Below are 16,186 nucleotides of genomic sequence, written 5' to 3'. Positions count from 1 at the left end.
GAGCAGCAGCCTAAGGGACCTGCCCCGGGGTGAGCGTGTGATCCCGTGAAGTGAGCACACACCGAGTTCACGTCCCACGCCACGCCGTGGTTCAGGCCATTTCTTGCCGATCTGCCCCGGTTGGGCCACGGTGGGCGGAACCGGTGACCGATGACTGGGGTTTGGACCGGCTGTGCGCTGGGTACTGAGCCGTCGGTCAGCAACTAGCCCGTTCGGGTGAAGGCCGGCGTGAAGGGCGGGAGAGCGGACACGGATGAACCTCTTCGACTACATCTCCGACCGGGCGAGCAAGCTCTGGCTGGAGGCCTACCTGCACACGAGCATGGTCGTGCAGTGCACGATCCTCGCCGCGGTCCTCGGCGTGCTGATCGGGATCGCGGTCTACCGCAGCCCGATCGGTTCGGCGGTGGCCACGGCGCTGGCGAGCACGATCTTGACGGTCCCGTCGTTCGCCCTCCTGGGCCTGCTGATCCCGATTTCCGGGCTCGGTCCGACGACGGCCGTGATCGCGCTGGTGCTCTACGGCCTCCTGCCGATCGTCCGGAACACCATCGTCGGGCTCGACGGTGTCGACCCGGCCATCACCGACGCCGCGCGCGGGATCGGGATGAGCCGCTTCGGTGTGCTCACCCGGGTCGAGCTGCGGCTGGCGTGGCCGGCGATCCTCACGGGCATGCGGGTGGCGACGCAGATGCTGATGGGCATCGCGGTGATCGCCGCCTACGCGAAGGGCCCCGGCTTCGGCGCCGAGGTCTTCTCCGGGCTCACGAACGCGGGGAGCACCAACTCCCTGAACCAAGCCGTCACGGGCACGGTCGGCGTGGTCATCCTCGCCCTGCTGCTCGACGGCGTCTACGTCCTGATCAAGCGCTTCACCATTTCTAGGGGTGTCCGTGGCTGAGAACGAGGAAGTCTCCGGCGTCGAGATCGAGCTGGAGCACGTGACGAAGCGGTACCCCGGCACCCGCGAAGCGGCGGTCGACGACTTCTCGATGGTCGTGCCCGCCGGCAAGATCGTGGTCTTCGTCGGCCCGTCCGGCTGCGGCAAGACGACGACGATGCGGATGATCAACCGGCTCGTCCAGCCGACGTCGGGCAAGATCACCATCGGCGGCGAGGACGCGCTCGGCCTCGACGTCGACACCCTGCGCCGCCGGATCGGCTACGCGATCCAGCAGGCCGGCCTGTTCCCGCACTTCACCGTCTCGCAGAACATCGGCGTGGTGCCCGGCCTGCTCGGCTGGGACAAGAAGAAGGTCAACGACCGGGTCGAAGAGATGATGGACCTGGTCGGGCTCGACCCGGCCGACTTCCGCGACCGCTTCCCGCGCCAGCTCTCCGGCGGGCAGCAGCAGCGCGTCGGCGTCGCGCGGGCGCTCGCCGCGGACCCGCCGGTGCTGCTGATGGACGAGCCGTTCGGCGCGGTCGACCCGATCACCCGCGGCAACCTGCAGGACGAGCTGCTGCGGCTGCAGAGCGAGCTGAAGAAGACGATCGTGTTCGTCACGCACGACTTCGACGAGGCCGTGAAGCTCGGCGACAAGATCGCGGTGCTCGGCAACCAGTCGTCGATCATGCAGTACGACACCCCCGAGGCGATCCTGGCCAACCCGGCGAACGACACGGTCGCCGGCTTCGTCGGCGCGGGCGCCTCGCTGAAGCAGCTGACGCTGCTGCGGGTCCGGGACGTCGAGCTGGCGCAGGACGCGCTGACCGCCGGCGTCGACGAAGACCCGAGCGAGCTCCGCAAGAAGCTCGAAGACCAGCGCAAGCACTTCGCGCTGGTCCTGGACGCGCGCCGCCGCCCGACGCGCTGGGTGCACGTCCGCGACCTGACCGCGGGCGCGTCGCTGGCCAACGCCGGCAAGCCGCTGCGCGACATCGTGAGCCTGCAGTCGACGCTGCAGGACGCGCTGGAGGCGATGCTCGCCGAAGGCGGTTCGGTGCCGGTGACCGGTGCGCGCGGCGAGTACGCGGGCACCATCCAGCTGGACACCGTGATCGCGACCATCCAGCAGCTGCGGGACGAGCACACGAACGGTGAAGAGGTGTCCGCATGACGGCTGCCGTCGACACCGGTTTCAGCACCGAGTCCGGATCGAAACGCGCGGAACGCGTCCGGCTGTTCGCCCAGCCCGTCGCGGTGCTGGTGATCGTCGCCGTCACGCTGGTCTCGGTGTTCTCCAGCGGGCTGACGGCGACCGAGAAGGAGACGCTCAACGCGTCTTCGCTGTTCACGGCGTTGTGGGACCACCTGCTGATGACGATCGTGGTGACCGCGATCGTCGTGCTGGTCGCGGTGCCGCTCGGCGTGATCGTGACGCGGCCGTGGGCTCGCTTCCTCGCGCCGGTCTTCCTGGCCATCGCGAACATCGGGCAGGCCGCGCCCGCGCTCGGCGTGCTGGTGCTGTGGTTCATCGTCACCGGCGCGGTCGGCGGGCTGTGGGTGGCGGCGCTGCCGCTGGCCTTCTACTCGCTGCTGCCGGTGCTGCGGAACACGATGGTCGGCATCCAGCAGGTCGACCCGGCGCTGATCGACGCCGGGCGCGGCATCGGGATGTCGGCGACCGCGGTGCTGTGGCGGGTCGAACTGCCGCTGGCCGTCCCGCTGATCCTGGCGGGCCTGCGCACCGCGCTCGTCCTGGCGGTCGGCACGGCGACGTTCGGCATGTTCGTCAACGCCGGCGGGTTCGGGCTCCTGATCGACACCGGCTACAAGCTGAACCTGACGTCGGTGCTGGTCACCGGTTCGGTGCTCGCCGTCGCGCTGGCGCTGCTGGTGGACTGGCTGGGCGCGGTCGCCGAACAGTTCTTCGGACCGAAGGGGCTGCGATGAGGTTCCAGCGTGTGAAAGCCCTCTTCGGCGTCGCGGTGCTGGGGGCGACGCTCTCGGCGTGCGGGCTGACGGTCAACCAGGCGGTGCCCTACGACATCCAGCCGGGCACGATCCAGCCGATCCCGTCGCTGCAGGGGCTGAAGGTGACGGTGGGGTCCAAGGACTTCACCGAGAACATCATCCTGGCGTACATGTCGGAGATGGCGTTGTCCGCGGCGGGCGCGGAGGTCGTCGACCTGTCGGACATCAAGGGCTCCAACTCGTCGCGGCAGGCGCTGCTGTCCGGGCAGACCGACGTCACCTGGGAGTACACCGGCACCGGCTGGATCAACTACCAGGGCAACGAGCTCCCGGTACCCGGCGGCGAAAAGGCCCAGTACGAGGCGACGGCCAAGGCGGACGAAGAGAAGTTCGGCGTCACGTGGCTGAACTACTCGCCGCTCAACGACCAGTACGCGTTCGCCGTCACCGAGGAGTACGGCGCGAAGAACAACCTGAAGACGACGTCGGACCTGGCGGCGTTCCTCAAGCAGAACCCGGACCAGAACCGGTTCTGCCTGGAGACCGAGTTCACCAGCCGCCAGGACGGGTTCCCGGCCGCGGTGAAGGCCTACGGCTTCCAGAACTCGAAGATCGAGAACTTCGGCATCGGCACGATCTACTCGGCGGTCGCGAGCGGCACCTGCCCGGTCGGCGAGGTGTTCACCACCGACGGCCGCATCTCGGGGCTGAACCTGCGTGTGCTCGAGGACGACAAGAAGGCGTTCCCGCAGTACAACGCGGTCCCGACGCTGCGCACGGAGTGGCTGAAGCAGCACCCGGAGGTCCGCGGCCCGCTGGAGAAGGTCGGCGCGGCCCTGACCAACGAGCAGATGGTCGAGCTGTGCAAGCAGGTCGACGTCGACGGCCAGGACGCGGGCAAGGTCGCCCACGACTGGATGGTCAAGAAGGGCTTCGTCAAGTAGCGCCGTAGCTTTCACGGGAAAGCTACGAACCGGGGCCGCACTTTCACGTGAAAGTGCGGCCCCGGTGTTCGTGGTCAGAGGCCCAGCCGGTGCAGCAGCTGGCCTTCCAGCCGCTCCAGCTCGCCCGCCACCGCGCGGTGCACGGACTTGCGGCGTGCCGCCGGCATCCGTTCCGCCGCGCGGATCGAGGCCGACAGCTGCTCCAGCGTGCTCAGCGCGTCCTTCGCGAACTCCTGGTCCGCCTTCGACGCCTTCTCGGACTTCTGCAGATCTCGGCAGCCGTCGGCGATGCCCGCGATGCGGGCGTGCAGCGCCGCGCCGCGGCCGGTGTACTCGCCCAGCTTGTCGACCGAGACGCCGAGCTTGCGTGCCTGGTAGCGGTCGTACAGCTCCCGGGCGGAGCCCGCCGCGCGCACCGCGAACGGTGCGACCACCGGGATCACCACGGGGCCGAGCACCTTCGCCACCGCGATCGCGTTCTTCGCCTTCTTGGGGGTGAACCTGGCTTCACCCTCGACCTTGGCTTTGCGCGCCATGGCACCTCCCTGCGACGTGTCGAGGTCGAACTTACTGGTAGCCAGGGTGGCGGGCATGTCGGCTCGGCGGTGGGAAACTAGAGTGATCTCCATGCAGGGTGAGGTGGTACTCGACGCGGGCGCGGTCAGCCGCTGCCGTCGCCGCGTGCACCTCGAGCACGATCCGGCGATGCGCGAGGTACCGCTTTCCCCGCCGGACCCGACGGCGCAGCAGCGGATCGACGACGCCACCGCGCACCGCGAAGACATCGTCAGCAGGCTGATGGCCGCGAACCCCGGGCACTGGGTGAAGATCGACCGCGACCTGCCCGCCCACGAGCGCGTCGAGCGCACCGAGCAGGCTTTCGCCGCCGAAGCCACCTACATCTGGGGCGCGCTGCTGCCGGTCGACCCGGCCGGGCACCGCCGCGGCGGCATCGACCTGCTCGTGCGCACCGGCCGCGGGTACGTCCCCGTGCTCGTCGTGCGTCACCGCATCACCGACCGCGGCGCCGGCGCGGTCGTCACCGAGCTGACCGACCTCGACCCCGCGCACCGCAAGGCCGACGAAGCCCGCAAGGTCCGTTCGCAGCCGCGTGACCAGCTCCGGCTGGTGCACATCCGCCGCATGCTGCAGACGCTCGGGCAGGCCGACGAGAGCCTCACCACCGGCGGCGTGATCGGCCTCGACGCCGACGTCGTCGTCTGGCACGACCTCACCGCGGGCACCTGGCCCGGCGGCCGCAGCGCGCTGACCGAGTACCAGGTCCGGTTCGCCGACCGGCTCGCCATCGCCACCGCGGCCGCGAACGGCGAGGAGCCGCTGGCCGAGCCGTCGCGCGTGCTGGAGTGCCGCCGCTGCCCGTGGTGGCCGACGTGCGAGGTGGTGCTCACCGAGACCCGGGACGTCAGCCTCGTCGTCCGCGGCGAGGACGCGGTCGAGCTGCGCCGCGCCGGTGTGTCCACTGTGGACAAGCTGGCCGCGCTCGACCCGGCCGGCGAGCCGCCGGCGGTGAACTGGACGGGCGTCACCTTCCCGGACGCGGTCGTGCTCGCGCGCGCCTGGCTGGCCGACCTGACGCTGGTGCGCCGCGTCGAGGCGGTCGGCGTGCCGCGCGGCGACGTCGAGGTCGACGTCGACATGGAGAGCTTCGGCGACGCCGGCGCGTACCTCTGGGGCTGCCTGCTGACCGGCGCCGACATCGGCGTGCCGCAGGGCTACCGCGCCTTCGCGACGTGGGACCCGCTGCCGACCGGCGACGAAGCCCGCTCGTTCGCCGAGTTCTGGGCGTGGCTCACCGACGTCCGCGAGCGCACCGAAGCGGCCGGGCTGACCTTCCGCGCCTACTGTTACAACGCGCTCGCCGAGAACCGCTGGCTCTTCGGGTCCGTCGAGCGCTTCGGCGACCACCCCGGGATCCCGGCGAAGAAGACCATTCAGTCCTTTGTGGATTCCGAGGAGTGGGTCGACCTCTTCCGCAGCGTCACCGACCAGTTCCTGTGCTCCCACGGCAAGGGGCTCAAGGTGATCGCGCCGGTGGCCGGGTTCTCGTGGCGCGACCCCGAGGCGGGCGGCGAGGCGTCGATGCGCTGGTACCGCGACGCCGTGGGCATGGACGGCGAGAAGCCGGACGACGAGCAGCGCGAGCGGCTGCTGCGCTACAACGAGGACGACGTCCTGGCGACGCGGGCGCTGCGCGAGTGGATCAGCGAGCGGGCCCAGGCCGAAGTCCCGTACATGTTCGACCTCTGAGTGGTTCACTCACCAAGACACTTGCCCGCTGACGCGTCCGCGTGGATACTCGTCTACGAGTACTCGTAGACGAGGAGCCGGGATGAAGCGGCGGAAGGTCGGCAACCTGCTCGGGCTGGCCGTGCTGTCCGTGCTGCTCGACGGGCCCAAGCACCCGTACGAGATGGCCGTCGTGCTCAAGCAACGCGGCAAGGACAGCGACCTGCCGATCAAGTGGGGCTCGCTCTACACCGTCGTCGCGAACCTGGACAAGCACGGCTTCCTCGAGGCCGTCGAGAGCGTGAAGGACGGCGGACGGCCCGAGCGGACCGTCTACCGGATCACCCCGGCCGGGCGCGAGGAGTTCGAGGACTGGGTGCGCGAGCTCGTCGGCACCGTCGACCGGGAACCGCCGCGGTTCAAGGCCGGGCTGTCGATGCTGGGCGTGCTCGGCCCGGACCAGACCGCGGCGCTGCTGCGGCAGCGGGCACAGGCCCTCGAGGAACGCGCCGAGGCGCAGCGCACGTCCCTGGCGCAGCTGGGCGCGCTGATGCCGCGGCTGTTCCTGGTGGAAGTCGAGTACGACCTGGCGATGACGGAAGCCGAAGCACGCTGGGTGCGCGGCTTCCTCGACGAACTGACCAGCGGCGCCGTGCCCGGCACGGACGCGTGGCGACGCTGGTACGAGACCGGCGAACTCCCCGGCGACTTCGGGGAGTTCGTGGAAGAGAGATAGCACGGACCCCGGGAGGTGCTGGCACACCGCCCGGGGTCCTCGACCCCGAACCGAGCACGCCCGGCCCCGAGGTGGCACCAAGAGGATAACCGGGCGGCTCTTCGGTTCGGCTTCACCGAAGGGGATGACATGGAAACGACCCGCAAGCACAAAGTGCCCGAAATGGAGGGCTTCCAGGCCCGCTGGTACGCCAAGAACCGCGGCACGGAAGCCCAGCTCAGGCAGTACCGGAAGCAGGCAGCCGAGGTCACGTCCGGGCTGCCGGAAGGTGCCGAGGTCCTGGAGGTGGCGCCCGGGCCGGGCTTCTTCGCCATCGAAGTGGCGAAGCGCGGCTTTCGCGTCACCGGGCTCGACATCAGCCACACGATGGTCGAGATCGCCCGGGAAAACGGCGCGGGCCTGGAGATCGACTTCCGTCAGGGCGACATCACGCACGCCCCGTTCGACGCGGGGTCGTTCGACTTCGTGGTCTGCCAGGCCGCGTTCAAGAACTTCCGGCAGCCGGTGGCGGCGTTGAACGAGATGCACCGGGTGCTGCGCCCGGGCGGGCACGCGGTGATCCAGGACCTCAACCACGAGGCCACCGGCGCGGACATCGGCCGCGAGGTCGCGTCGATGAACGTCGGCGTGGTCAGCGGCTTCACCGTCCGGCAGACGCTCGGGTGGCTGCGGCGCCGGGCGTTCACCCGGGAGCAGTTCGAGGCACTGGCCGCGGAGAGCGCTTTCGGCGGCTGCTCGGTCACCGCGGACGGCATCGGCCTGGAGGTCCGCCTCATCAAGCCGTAGCTTTCACGTGAAAGCTCCCACCTGGGGGCGTAGCTTTCACGTGAAAGCTACGCCCTCGGGGGTTAGCGGGGGGCCATGCGCAGTGAGCCGTCCATGCGGACCACCTCGCCGTTCAGGTAGTCGTGGTCGATCAGCGACAGCGCGAGCTGCGCGTACTCGTCCGGCCGCGCGAGGCGCTTCGGGAACGGGATGCCGGACGCGAGTGCCGCGCGGAACTCGTCGCTGACCGTGGCCAGCATCGGGGTGTCGACGATGCCCGGCGCGATGGTCAGCACGCGGATGCCGTGCGAGGCCAGGTCGCGCGCGGCCGGCAGGGTCATCCCGACGACGCCGCCCTTGGACGACGAGTAGGCGACCTGCCCGATCTGGCCGTCGAACGCGGCGATGGACGCGGTGTTGATGATGACGCCGCGGGCGTCGTCCGCGAGCGGCTCGGTCTTCGCGATGGCTTCGGAAGCGACCGTCAGGACGTTGAACGTCCCGATCAGGTTGATCTGGATGACCTTCGCGTACAGCGCGAGGTCGTGGCGGCCCTTCTTGGACAGGATCCGCGCGGACGGCCCGATGCCGGCGCAGTTCACCACGGTCCGCAGCGGCACGCCGGCCCCCGAAGCCGTCGCGACGGCCGCCTCGACCTGCTCGACGTCGGTGACGTCGGCCTCGACGTAGGTGATGCCGTCGACCTGCTCGGCCTTCTCGATCGACTGCGCCAGGTCGAGCGCGAACACCTTCGCGCCCTTGGCCGCGAGGGCCTTCGCCGTGGCTCCGCCGAGGCCCGACGCACCACCCGTGACGAGCGCCGCGGTGTCCGTGATCTGCATCTGTGCCGTTCCCTTCGCTGCTCCGGTTCGCGGACCCAGGTTAACGCTCGTTCGCATCGACGTGGTTCGTGTCTTCGCTCACCGCTCTCGGGGCCGACTGTTTCCGTTAGCGTCGTGGTCAACTCCGGCTGTCACCTTCAGCACCATGACGCCAGCTCGGATCGTGGTGGTAGGTACCGGTTACGTCGGCTTGACCACGGGGGCGTGCCTGGCCAGTCTGGGGCATTCCGTCACCTGCGTGGACGTCGATCGCGCGAAGGTGTCCCGGCTGAGCGCGGGCCGCGTCGACATCCTCGAACCCGGGCTCACCGACCTGGTCACCCGCGGCATCGCCGCCGGGCGGCTCCAGTTCGTCGTCGGCGCGCGGGAAGCGGTCCGCACCGCGGAGGCGGTGTTCCTCTGCGTGCCGACGCCGATGGGGGCCGGCGGCTCCGCGGACCTGCGCGCGGTCGAGGCGGTGACCACCGAGATCGGCGACGTCCTGCCCGCCGGGTGCGCGCTGGTCACCAAGTCGACCGTCCCGGTCGGCACGTCGGAGCGGATCCAGGCGATGCTCGGCCGCGCCGACGTCCCGGTGGTGTCGAACCCCGAGTTCCTCCGCGAGGGCACCGCGGTCGCGGACTTCCTCGGCCCGGACCGGATCGTCGTCGGGTCCGCCGACCTCGCGGCCGCCCGCTGGGTCGGCGAGCTGTACGCCGACCTGGACGCGCCGCTCGTCGTCGCCGACGCGGCGAGCGCGGAGCTCGTGAAGTACGCCGCGAACTGCTACCTCGCGCTGAAGCTGTCCTACGTCAACTCGATCGCCGAGCTGTGCGAACGCCTGGGCGCGGACATCACGCTGGTCACCGAGGGCATGGGCTACGACCGGCGGATCGGCCGCACGTTCCTCAAGCCGGGCCCGGGCTGGGGTGGCTCGTGCCTGCCGAAGGACACCAGCGCGCTGGTCAAGGTGGCCGAGTCGGTGAACTACGACTTCAAGATGCTGACCTCGGCCATCGACGAGAACATCGCCCAGCGCGACCGGATCGTCGCGAAGATCGCCGGCGCGGTCGGCGGCACGCTGGCCGGCGCCCGGATCGGCGTGCTCGGCCTGGCGTTCAAGGCGGGGACCAACGACCTGCGCGACTCGCCCGCGCTCGCCGTGGCGTCGGTGCTGGGCGCGCTCGGCGCGGAGCTGATCGCCTACGACCCGGCGATCGACGGCGGGATCGACGGGGTGACCGTCGTCGACGACGCCTACCAGGTCGCGAAGGACGCGGACGTCGTCGTCGTGCTGACCGAGTGGGCCGAGTTCAAGCACCTCGACTGGGCCGCGATGGCCGAGCTCATGGACGGCATCGACGTCGTCGACACGCGCAACCTGCTCGACCCGCGGGTGCTCGTGGCCGCCGGGCTGGCCTGGCAGGGCGTCGGGCGGCCGCGGGCCGCCGCGCGAATCAAGGTTTCCTGACCGCCCGCTCTTGGCTAGGGTGATCGACACGGCATCGCGTGTCGGTCACCGGCTGGGTGAGGCATGGAGGTGGCGGGAGTGCCCGTGGAGGCATTTCACCGTGTCAGTTTCCGTTGAGTTGAACCATTTGATCGTCCCGTCCCGGAACAACCGGGAATCCGCCGAATTCCTGGCGAATCTGCTCGGCCTCGAAGTCGGGGAGGAATGGGGTCCGTTCGTCCCGGTCGAGACCCGCAACGGGGTCCGTCTGGACTTCGCGAGCATCCCCGAAGAAGACCTTCGCCTGCAGCACTACTGCTTCCTGATCCCGGAGGACGACTTCGACGCCGTCTTCGCGCGGCTCGTCGAGACCGGCGTGACCTACCACGCCGACCCGATGGGGAAGCAGGTCGGCGAAATCAACCACAACCACGGCGGCCGTGGCGTGTACTTCCTCGATCCCGGCGGCAACGGGATGGAGATCATCACGCAGCCGTACGAGCCGGAGCGGAAGCGTCCGTCGGCTTGGTAATTCGTTAGCGTTGCGTACTATCGGGAGCATGTTCACGACGCGGCCGGAGCTGGCCGGCACCTTCGGGATGGTGGCATCGACGCACTGGCTGGCTTCGGCCACCGGGATGGCGGTGCTGGAAGACGGCGGCAACGCGTTCGACGCGGCGGTCGCGGCCGGGTTCGTCCTGCAGGTCGCCGAGCCGCACCTGTGCGGCCCGGCGGGCCAGGTGCCCGGCCTCTTCGTGACAGCGGACGACCCGACCCCGCGGGCGCTGGCCGGCCAAGGCCCGTCGCCCGCGGGGGCCACGCCCGAGCATTTCGCGTCGCTCGGACTGGACCTGATCCCGGGCAGCGGCCTGCTCCCGGCGACCGTCCCGGGCGCCTGGGACGGCTGGCTCCTGCTCCTGCGCGACTACGGCACGAAGCCGCTTCGCGCGGTGCTGTCGTACGCGATCGGCTACGCCCGCAACGGCGTCCCGCTGGTTTCGCGGGTCACCGACACGATCGGCGCGGTGTCCCGCCTGTTCATCGAGCACTGGCCGACGTCGGCGGAGCTGTGGCTGCGGGACGGCAAGCCGGCCGCGGGCCTGCACCGGAACCCGGCACTGGCGGACACCTGGGAGCGGCTGCTGCGGGAAGCGGAAGCCGTCTCGGGCCGCGAAGCGCAGATCGACGCGGGACGCCGTGCCTGGTCGCAGGGTTTCGTCGCCGAAGCGATCGACGCGTTCAGCCGCCGAGCATTCCGCGACGACTCCGGCCGCGACCACGCGGGCCTGCTGACCGTCGACGACCTGGCTTCGTGGTCGGCGACGTACGAGGACCCGGCGTTCGTGGACATCGGCGACCGGCGCCTGGTCAAGATGGGCGGCTGGACACAGGGTCCGGCGCTGCTCCAGCAAGCGCTGCTGCTGCACGGCTTCCGCGACGAGCTGTCCTTTGTGGACGGAATCGCGTCGGAGCGCACGGTCCACCTGGCGACCGAAGCTGCGAAGCTGGCCTTCGCCGACCGCGAGGCGTGGTACGGCGACACGGACGTCCCCCTCGACGTGCTGCTTTCGGCGTCGTACACCGATGCCCGGCGCGCGTTGATCACCGACACGGCGTCCGCCTCGCTTCGCCCGGGAGACGCCCGCGGCCCGGCCCGGCTCCCGGCGATCCTCGACTCGCTGCGGGGTGTGCAGTCCGAAGGCGGCGCGACGGGCGAGCCGACGGTCGGTCCCCAGGGCCGGACTCGCGGCGACACGGTCCACCTCGACGTCGTCGACGCGGCGGGCAACCTGGTCTCGCTGACCCCGTCGGGCGGCTGGCTGCAGTCGAGCCCGGCGATCCCGTCACTGGGCTTCTGCCTGGACTCCCGCGGCCAGATGTTCTGGCTGGAACAGGGCTTGCCGAACTCGCTGGCCCCGCGCAAACGCCCCCGCATCACGCTTTCGCCGTCCCTGGCCCTCCGCGACGGCGTCCCGAACCTGGCCTTCGGCACCCCGGGCGGCGACCAGCAGGACCAGTGGCAGCTGTGCTTCTGGCTGGCCCACGTCTACGGCGGCCTGAACCTCCAGGAGTCGATCGACGCACCGGCCTGGCACACGACGGCGTTCCCGAGCTCGTTCTACCCCCGCTCCTGGAACCCCCGCGAGCTGGTGGTGGAGTCCCGCCTGGGCACGTCCACTTTGGACGGATTGCGCGACCGCGGCCACGAGGTGCTGGACGCGGGCGCCTGGGCCCTCGGCCGCCTCTCGGCGGTCTCCCGCACCGACGGCCTCCTCCGCGCGGCGGCCAACGCCCGCGGCATGCAGGGCTACGCCGCAGGCCGGTAGGTGGTCACGACCCCGGCACCGCTCAAAGGGTGAGCGAGGCCCAGCCCCCGCCTTCCGCGAGCAGCGTGCGGACTCCAACGGCGTGGTGGCGCCCTGCCACAGCTCGCAGATCCAGCTCGCGGCCAGGTGCATCGGCCGCACGGACCCGGCCACTTCGGTCCCGCCGGCCGTCGCGATGATCTTGTGCCCGGCGAGGTCGCTCACTTCCCGGGCTTCTCCCACAGCCAGAACTCGATGCCCTGGTTGTCGGTGCAGTCCGCCGTCGTCCCGTACGGGTGGTTCTCCACCTCGCCCGCCTGACCGCCGCTCTCGCGCACCCGCGTGAGAGCCGCCGCGAGGTCGTCCACCGCGTACATCAGCTTCCACCCCACCTGCCGGTCGCCGGCCCACAACCCGCCCTCGAGGCCCGGCCCCGAGAAGCCCCAAGCGTCCGAGACCGAGCCCGGCGTGAACTGCCAGCCCAGCACCGCGCCGTAGAACGACTTCGCGGGCTCGGCTTCCGGCACCTGGAACGTGAAGTACATGGCCGAGCCCGGCGCGGGCGAAGCCGAAGCAACCGCCTGCGAGACCAGCCAGCGCTGGCCGAACGGGTCGCGGAACGAGCCACCCCGCCCGTACGGCGAGTCGCTCACCGCGCGGATCAGCGTCGCCCCGCGCTCCAGCGCCCGCGCCACCGACACGTCCGGGTCCGGCACCTCGACCCGCACCGACGCGCCCCCCTCCCGCGGCGCGACGTGCCCGATCTCGGGGTACTCCTCGGCCAGCATCAGCACCGCGTCGCCGATGGCCAGCTCGGCGTGGCCGATGCGGCCGTCGTCCATCAGGATCGGCTCGCCGCGGCGGACCGCGCCGAACACCTCGACGTAGAAGTCGAGGGCGGCGCGCGCGTCGGAAACGGCCAGGTACGGCGTGAGTGAGCGCAGTGCGGCGGTGGTGGCCGGCGCTTCGGAAGTGGTGGTCACATCGGCTCCGTTCAAGATCGAGCGGCGCAGGTTGTCGCGCAGCTCGGCGGCGAAGTCCGGGTCGGGTTCGACCCGTGCGGAGGGACGGCGGAGCGCGTCGAACGGCTCAGGCATCGCGACCCTCCTTCTCTTCGTAGGCACGCCGGAACGCGGCGCGGGCGCGCACGAGCAACGCCTCGGTGGCGTGCACGCTCCGGCCCAGGTGGCCGGCGACCTCGGGCACCCCGAGGCCGTCGACGTACCGGAGGGTCAGCGCGGCCCGGTGGTGCGGGCCGAGCGAGTCGAGCACCTGTCTCGCGCGCAGGGCGTCGAGCTGCTCGTCCCACGGGTCTTCGACGGCCGGCTCGCTGTCGTGCACGAGCCGCAAGCCGCGTTCCTCGCGTTCCCGGCGCCGCCAGTGGTCGGCGAGCTTGTGCCGGGCGACGCCGATCAGCCACCCGGTGCTCACTGGCGGTGCGTACTCCTTGCGACAGGCGGCGACCGCCCCGAGGAACGTCTCGGACGTCAGTTCCTCGGCGAGCGTGCGGTCGCCGCAGCGGGACAGCAGGTACCCGTAGACCTCCGGCAGCGCGGTCTCGTAGAGGCCGAGCAGCGCGAAGGCCGGGTCCGGTCGTACCCGAGGTTCCGTCACACCCCCATAGTCGTCCGGCGGGCCGCTTTTCCGACGGGTGAATCCGGGATTTCTACGCGCGCGGGTCCGGCAGCCGGCGCCCGGTGATCGCGACGATCGCCGCCAGCACCGCGATCAGGCCGATGACCAGCGCGAACGCGTCACGGCTGCCCAGCGAGCCGGCGAGGGCCGCGTACAAACTGCCCAGCGTCGCCACCCCCAGCGCCAGCGACGTCTGCTGGTTCGTCGTCATCACGCCGCTGCCCACGCCGGCCAGGTCGGTCGGCACGTGCGACAGGACGATCCGGAACAACGTCGTCATGGCGAGGGCGTTGCCGACCCCGATCGCCACCATCGACGGCGCCAGGTCGAGCACGGTCAGGTGCGGCCACTGCGCCAGCGTCGTGCACAGCAGCGTCACCATGCCGACCGCCGTGATCGCGCCGCCGATCGGGACGACCCGCGGCCCGTAGCGGGCCACCAGCCGGCTGCTCAGCATCGACACCGTGAAGTACGCGACCGCCAGCGGCGTCAGCGCGAGACCCGCGCCCAGCGGGCCGAAGTGCAGGCCCTCCTGCAGCGTCATCGCGTAGACGAACATGAACGAGCCGAACGCGCCGAAGAACGGGATCGCCACCATCAGCCCGCGCCGGACGCTCGGCAGGCGCAGCACCGACGGCGGGAGCAGCGGGGTGCCGCCGGTGCGCTCCAGGCGTCGTTCCACGTGGACCAGCGCCGCGGCCGAGAACGGGAACAGGGCCAGCAGCACGATCGTCCACACCGGCCAGCCCAGCGCCCGGCCTTCCATCAGCGGGACCAGCAACGACAGCAGCGTCGCGGCCAGCAGCAGCGTGCCGGCCCGGTCGACGCCCAGCGGGTTGTGCGCGCGGCTCTCCGGCAGGCGGCGGGCCAGCACCAGCACCAGCAGGCCGATGGGCACGTTCACCAGGAAGATCGGCCGCCAGCCGGTGCCGAACAGGTCCGCGGCCACCAGGCCGCCGCCGAGCAGCTGGCCGACGACCGTCGAGAGACCGCCGGTGGCGCCGTACAGACCCAGCGCGCGCGAACGCTCTTCGCCGGACGTCGTCGCCTGGATGATCGAGAGCACCTGCGGCAGCAGCAACGCCGACGCCGCCCCCTGCGCGGAGCGGGCGATCACCAGCGTGGTCGCCGTCGGGGCGATTCCGCAGGCCAGGGACGTCAGGGTGAACAGCCAGAGGCCCCAGAAGAACAGCCGCCGCCTGCCGAACGAGTCGCCGAGGCGCCCGCCGACCACCAGCAGCACCGCGTAGGCGATGCCGTAGGCGGCGACCACCAGTTCCAGGGTCGCGGTGGACGCGTGCAGGTCGGCATCGATCGTCGGCAGCGCGACGTTGACGATGAAGAAGTCGATGATCGGCAGTGCCGCCCCCAGCAGCACCGTGACCAGGCCGGCGGGGGTCAACCCAGGCCGGGCGGGAGCGCCGGTGGTACTCGGCGCGAGTTCAGTCGTGGTCATGGGTACTACGATCGGCCCCGATTTAAACTGGTACCAGTTGTTGTTTATCCGGGTACCGCCACTACCTGGTACCAGTTTCGAAGGCGTGTCATCCTGGCACCATGACCACCGCCGTCGAATCCGAACTGCGCCGCCAGGAGCTGGCGAGGTTCCTGCGCAGCCGGCGCGAGCGCATCACGCCCGAACAGGTCGGCCTCCCGCTTCTGGGCCGCCGCCGGACGCCGGGGCTGCGCCGCGAAGAGGTCGCGCAGCTCGCCGGCGTCGGGGTCACCTGGTACACGTGGCTGGAGCAGGGCCGCGACATCAACGCGTCCGAGCAGGTGCTGCAGGCGATCGCCCGCACGCTGCGGCTCGACCCGCACGAGCACACCCACCTCTTCCGCCTGGCCGGCGCGCCCGAGCCCGAAGGCGAGAAGGACTGCCAGGTCATCACGCCCGCCATGGAGCTGATGCTCGAAAAGCTCGAGCCGTACCCGGTCGCCGTCCGCAACGCGCGCTGCGACCTGCTCGCCTACAACCGCGGCTACACCTGGCTGATGGGCGACGTCGACGCGATCCCGTTCGCCGACCGCAACACCCTGGTGCAGTGCCTGCTCAACCCCGAGTGGCGGGCCCGGATGCTGGACTGGGAGACGAACATCCCGCGCGTGATCGCCTCCTTCCGCGCGGCGATGGCCGACCACGTCGCCGAGCCCGCGTGGAAGCAGCTGGTCAAGCGGCTCAAGGCGGAGTCGCCGCTGTTCGCCGAGCTCTGGCCGCACCACGACGTCAACTCGGAGCCGATCCGCACGAAGCGGTACCTGCACCCGGACGTCGGGCTGCTGCGGTTCAACTTCACCTACCTCCACTACGGCCGTCGCTCGGAGATCACGGTGTCGACCTACACCCCGGCCGACGAGGAGACCGCGGCCAAGCTGCCGCTCATGCTCGGCTGACTACGGCGTACGGCGTACGCCGGGAGCCGCTCCG

The 16,186-nt window shown here is 70.7% G+C and carries 16 protein-coding genes; 11 read left to right on the top strand and 5 right to left on the bottom strand.

What is annotated here, in order from left to right; all coding sequences use genetic code 11:
• Positions 1–253 precede the first annotated feature (253 nt).
• The 4 genes from ACLJQM_RS34530 to ACLJQM_RS34515 are packed head-to-tail and all read left to right on the top strand — an operon-like array spanning position 254 to position 3,801.
• Complete coding sequence (locus ACLJQM_RS34530) at positions 254–901, top strand: ABC transporter permease (protein ID WP_247016080.1); 648 nt, start codon at positions 254–256, stop codon at positions 899–901.
• A complete protein-coding gene (locus tag ACLJQM_RS34525; RefSeq protein ID WP_410634566.1) occupies positions 888–2,060 on the top strand; it encodes an ABC transporter ATP-binding protein in 1,173 nt (390 codons plus the stop codon). Before ACLJQM_RS34530 ends, ACLJQM_RS34525 begins: the two co-directional genes overlap by 14 nt.
• Positions 2,057–2,836 (top strand): ABC transporter permease, encoded by a 780-nt coding sequence (locus tag ACLJQM_RS34520; protein WP_360775191.1) that lies wholly within the window; start codon positions 2,057–2,059, stop codon positions 2,834–2,836. The genes ACLJQM_RS34525 and ACLJQM_RS34520 overlap by 4 nt, the downstream gene beginning before the upstream one ends.
• The gene (locus tag ACLJQM_RS34515; protein ID WP_410634565.1) at positions 2,833–3,801 is read left to right on the top strand and encodes a glycine betaine ABC transporter substrate-binding protein; all 969 of its coding nucleotides are present in this window, start codon (positions 2,833–2,835) and stop codon (positions 3,799–3,801) included. The genes ACLJQM_RS34520 and ACLJQM_RS34515 overlap by 4 nt, the downstream gene beginning before the upstream one ends.
• A gap of 74 nt (positions 3,802–3,875) precedes the next feature.
• On the opposite strand, the gene ACLJQM_RS34510 is transcribed toward ACLJQM_RS34515, so the two are convergent.
• Positions 3,876–4,337, bottom strand: coding sequence for a DUF6474 family protein (locus tag ACLJQM_RS34510; protein ID WP_410634564.1), 462 nt, complete (start codon positions 4,335–4,337; stop codon positions 3,876–3,878).
• Between the two features lie 91 nt (positions 4,338–4,428).
• On the opposite strand from ACLJQM_RS34510, the gene ACLJQM_RS34505 reads away from it, so the two are divergent.
• The 3 genes from ACLJQM_RS34505 (at position 4,429) to ACLJQM_RS34495 (ending at position 7,570) form a co-directional block, all read left to right on the top strand.
• On the top strand, positions 4,429–6,069 hold the full coding sequence (locus tag ACLJQM_RS34505; protein ID WP_410634563.1) for a TM0106 family RecB-like putative nuclease: 1,641 nt from the start codon (positions 4,429–4,431) through the stop codon (positions 6,067–6,069).
• Positions 6,070–6,151: 82 nt separating this feature from the next.
• Positions 6,152–6,784, top strand: coding sequence for a helix-turn-helix transcriptional regulator (locus tag ACLJQM_RS34500; RefSeq protein WP_410634562.1), 633 nt, complete (start codon positions 6,152–6,154; stop codon positions 6,782–6,784).
• A gap of 129 nt (positions 6,785–6,913) precedes the next feature.
• Positions 6,914–7,570: a class I SAM-dependent methyltransferase gene (locus ACLJQM_RS34495; RefSeq protein ID WP_410634560.1), complete on the top strand. Its 657-nt coding sequence runs from the start codon at positions 6,914–6,916 to the stop codon at positions 7,568–7,570.
• 62 nt (positions 7,571–7,632) lie between these two features.
• On the opposite strand, the gene ACLJQM_RS34490 is transcribed toward ACLJQM_RS34495, so the two are convergent.
• The gene (locus ACLJQM_RS34490; protein WP_247016064.1) at positions 7,633–8,391 is read right to left on the bottom strand and encodes an SDR family NAD(P)-dependent oxidoreductase; all 759 of its coding nucleotides are present in this window, start codon (positions 8,389–8,391) and stop codon (positions 7,633–7,635) included.
• A 145-nt stretch (positions 8,392–8,536) separates the two neighbouring features.
• On the opposite strand from ACLJQM_RS34490, the gene ACLJQM_RS34485 reads away from it, so the two are divergent.
• From ACLJQM_RS34485 to ACLJQM_RS34475, 3 genes are all read left to right on the top strand, one after another.
• Positions 8,537–9,841 carry a UDP-glucose dehydrogenase family protein gene (locus ACLJQM_RS34485; protein ID WP_410634558.1) on the top strand — a complete coding sequence of 435 codons (1,305 nt, stop codon included), beginning with the start codon at positions 8,537–8,539 and terminating at the stop codon, positions 9,839–9,841.
• A 118-nt stretch (positions 9,842–9,959) separates the two neighbouring features.
• Entirely contained in the window at positions 9,960–10,352 is a 393-nt protein-coding gene (locus tag ACLJQM_RS34480) for a VOC family protein (protein ID WP_315863237.1), read from the top strand.
• A 28-nt stretch (positions 10,353–10,380) separates the two neighbouring features.
• Entirely contained in the window at positions 10,381–12,147 is a 1,767-nt protein-coding gene (locus ACLJQM_RS34475; RefSeq protein WP_410634556.1) for a gamma-glutamyltransferase family protein, read from the top strand.
• A 200-nt stretch (positions 12,148–12,347) separates the two neighbouring features.
• Here ACLJQM_RS34475 and ACLJQM_RS34470 read toward each other — a convergent pair whose 3' ends face one another.
• The 3 genes from ACLJQM_RS34470 to ACLJQM_RS34460 are packed head-to-tail and all read right to left on the bottom strand — an operon-like array spanning position 12,348 to position 15,217.
• On the bottom strand, positions 12,348–13,223 hold the full coding sequence (locus ACLJQM_RS34470; RefSeq protein ID WP_360775165.1) for a VOC family protein: 876 nt from the start codon (positions 13,221–13,223) through the stop codon (positions 12,348–12,350).
• A complete protein-coding gene (locus ACLJQM_RS34465) occupies positions 13,216–13,740 on the bottom strand; it encodes an RNA polymerase sigma factor (protein ID WP_247016054.1) in 525 nt (174 codons plus the stop codon). The genes ACLJQM_RS34470 and ACLJQM_RS34465 overlap by 8 nt, the downstream gene beginning before the upstream one ends.
• A 52-nt stretch (positions 13,741–13,792) precedes the next feature.
• Positions 13,793–15,217, bottom strand: coding sequence for an MFS transporter (locus ACLJQM_RS34460; protein WP_410634554.1), 1,425 nt, complete (start codon positions 15,215–15,217; stop codon positions 13,793–13,795).
• Between the two features lie 101 nt (positions 15,218–15,318).
• Here ACLJQM_RS34460 and ACLJQM_RS34455 point away from each other — a divergent pair, with 101 nt between their 5' ends.
• Positions 15,319–16,152, top strand: coding sequence for a helix-turn-helix transcriptional regulator (locus ACLJQM_RS34455; protein ID WP_360775160.1), 834 nt, complete (start codon positions 15,319–15,321; stop codon positions 16,150–16,152).
• Positions 16,153–16,186: the final 34 nt, after the last annotated feature.

Origin of the sequence: Amycolatopsis sp. cmx-4-83 (assembly GCF_046548815.1) — a bacterium.
GTDB classification, from domain to species: domain Bacteria; phylum Actinomycetota; class Actinomycetes; order Mycobacteriales; family Pseudonocardiaceae; genus Amycolatopsis; species Amycolatopsis pretoriensis_A.
This window is presented reverse-complemented; position numbering and strand designations above follow the sequence as displayed.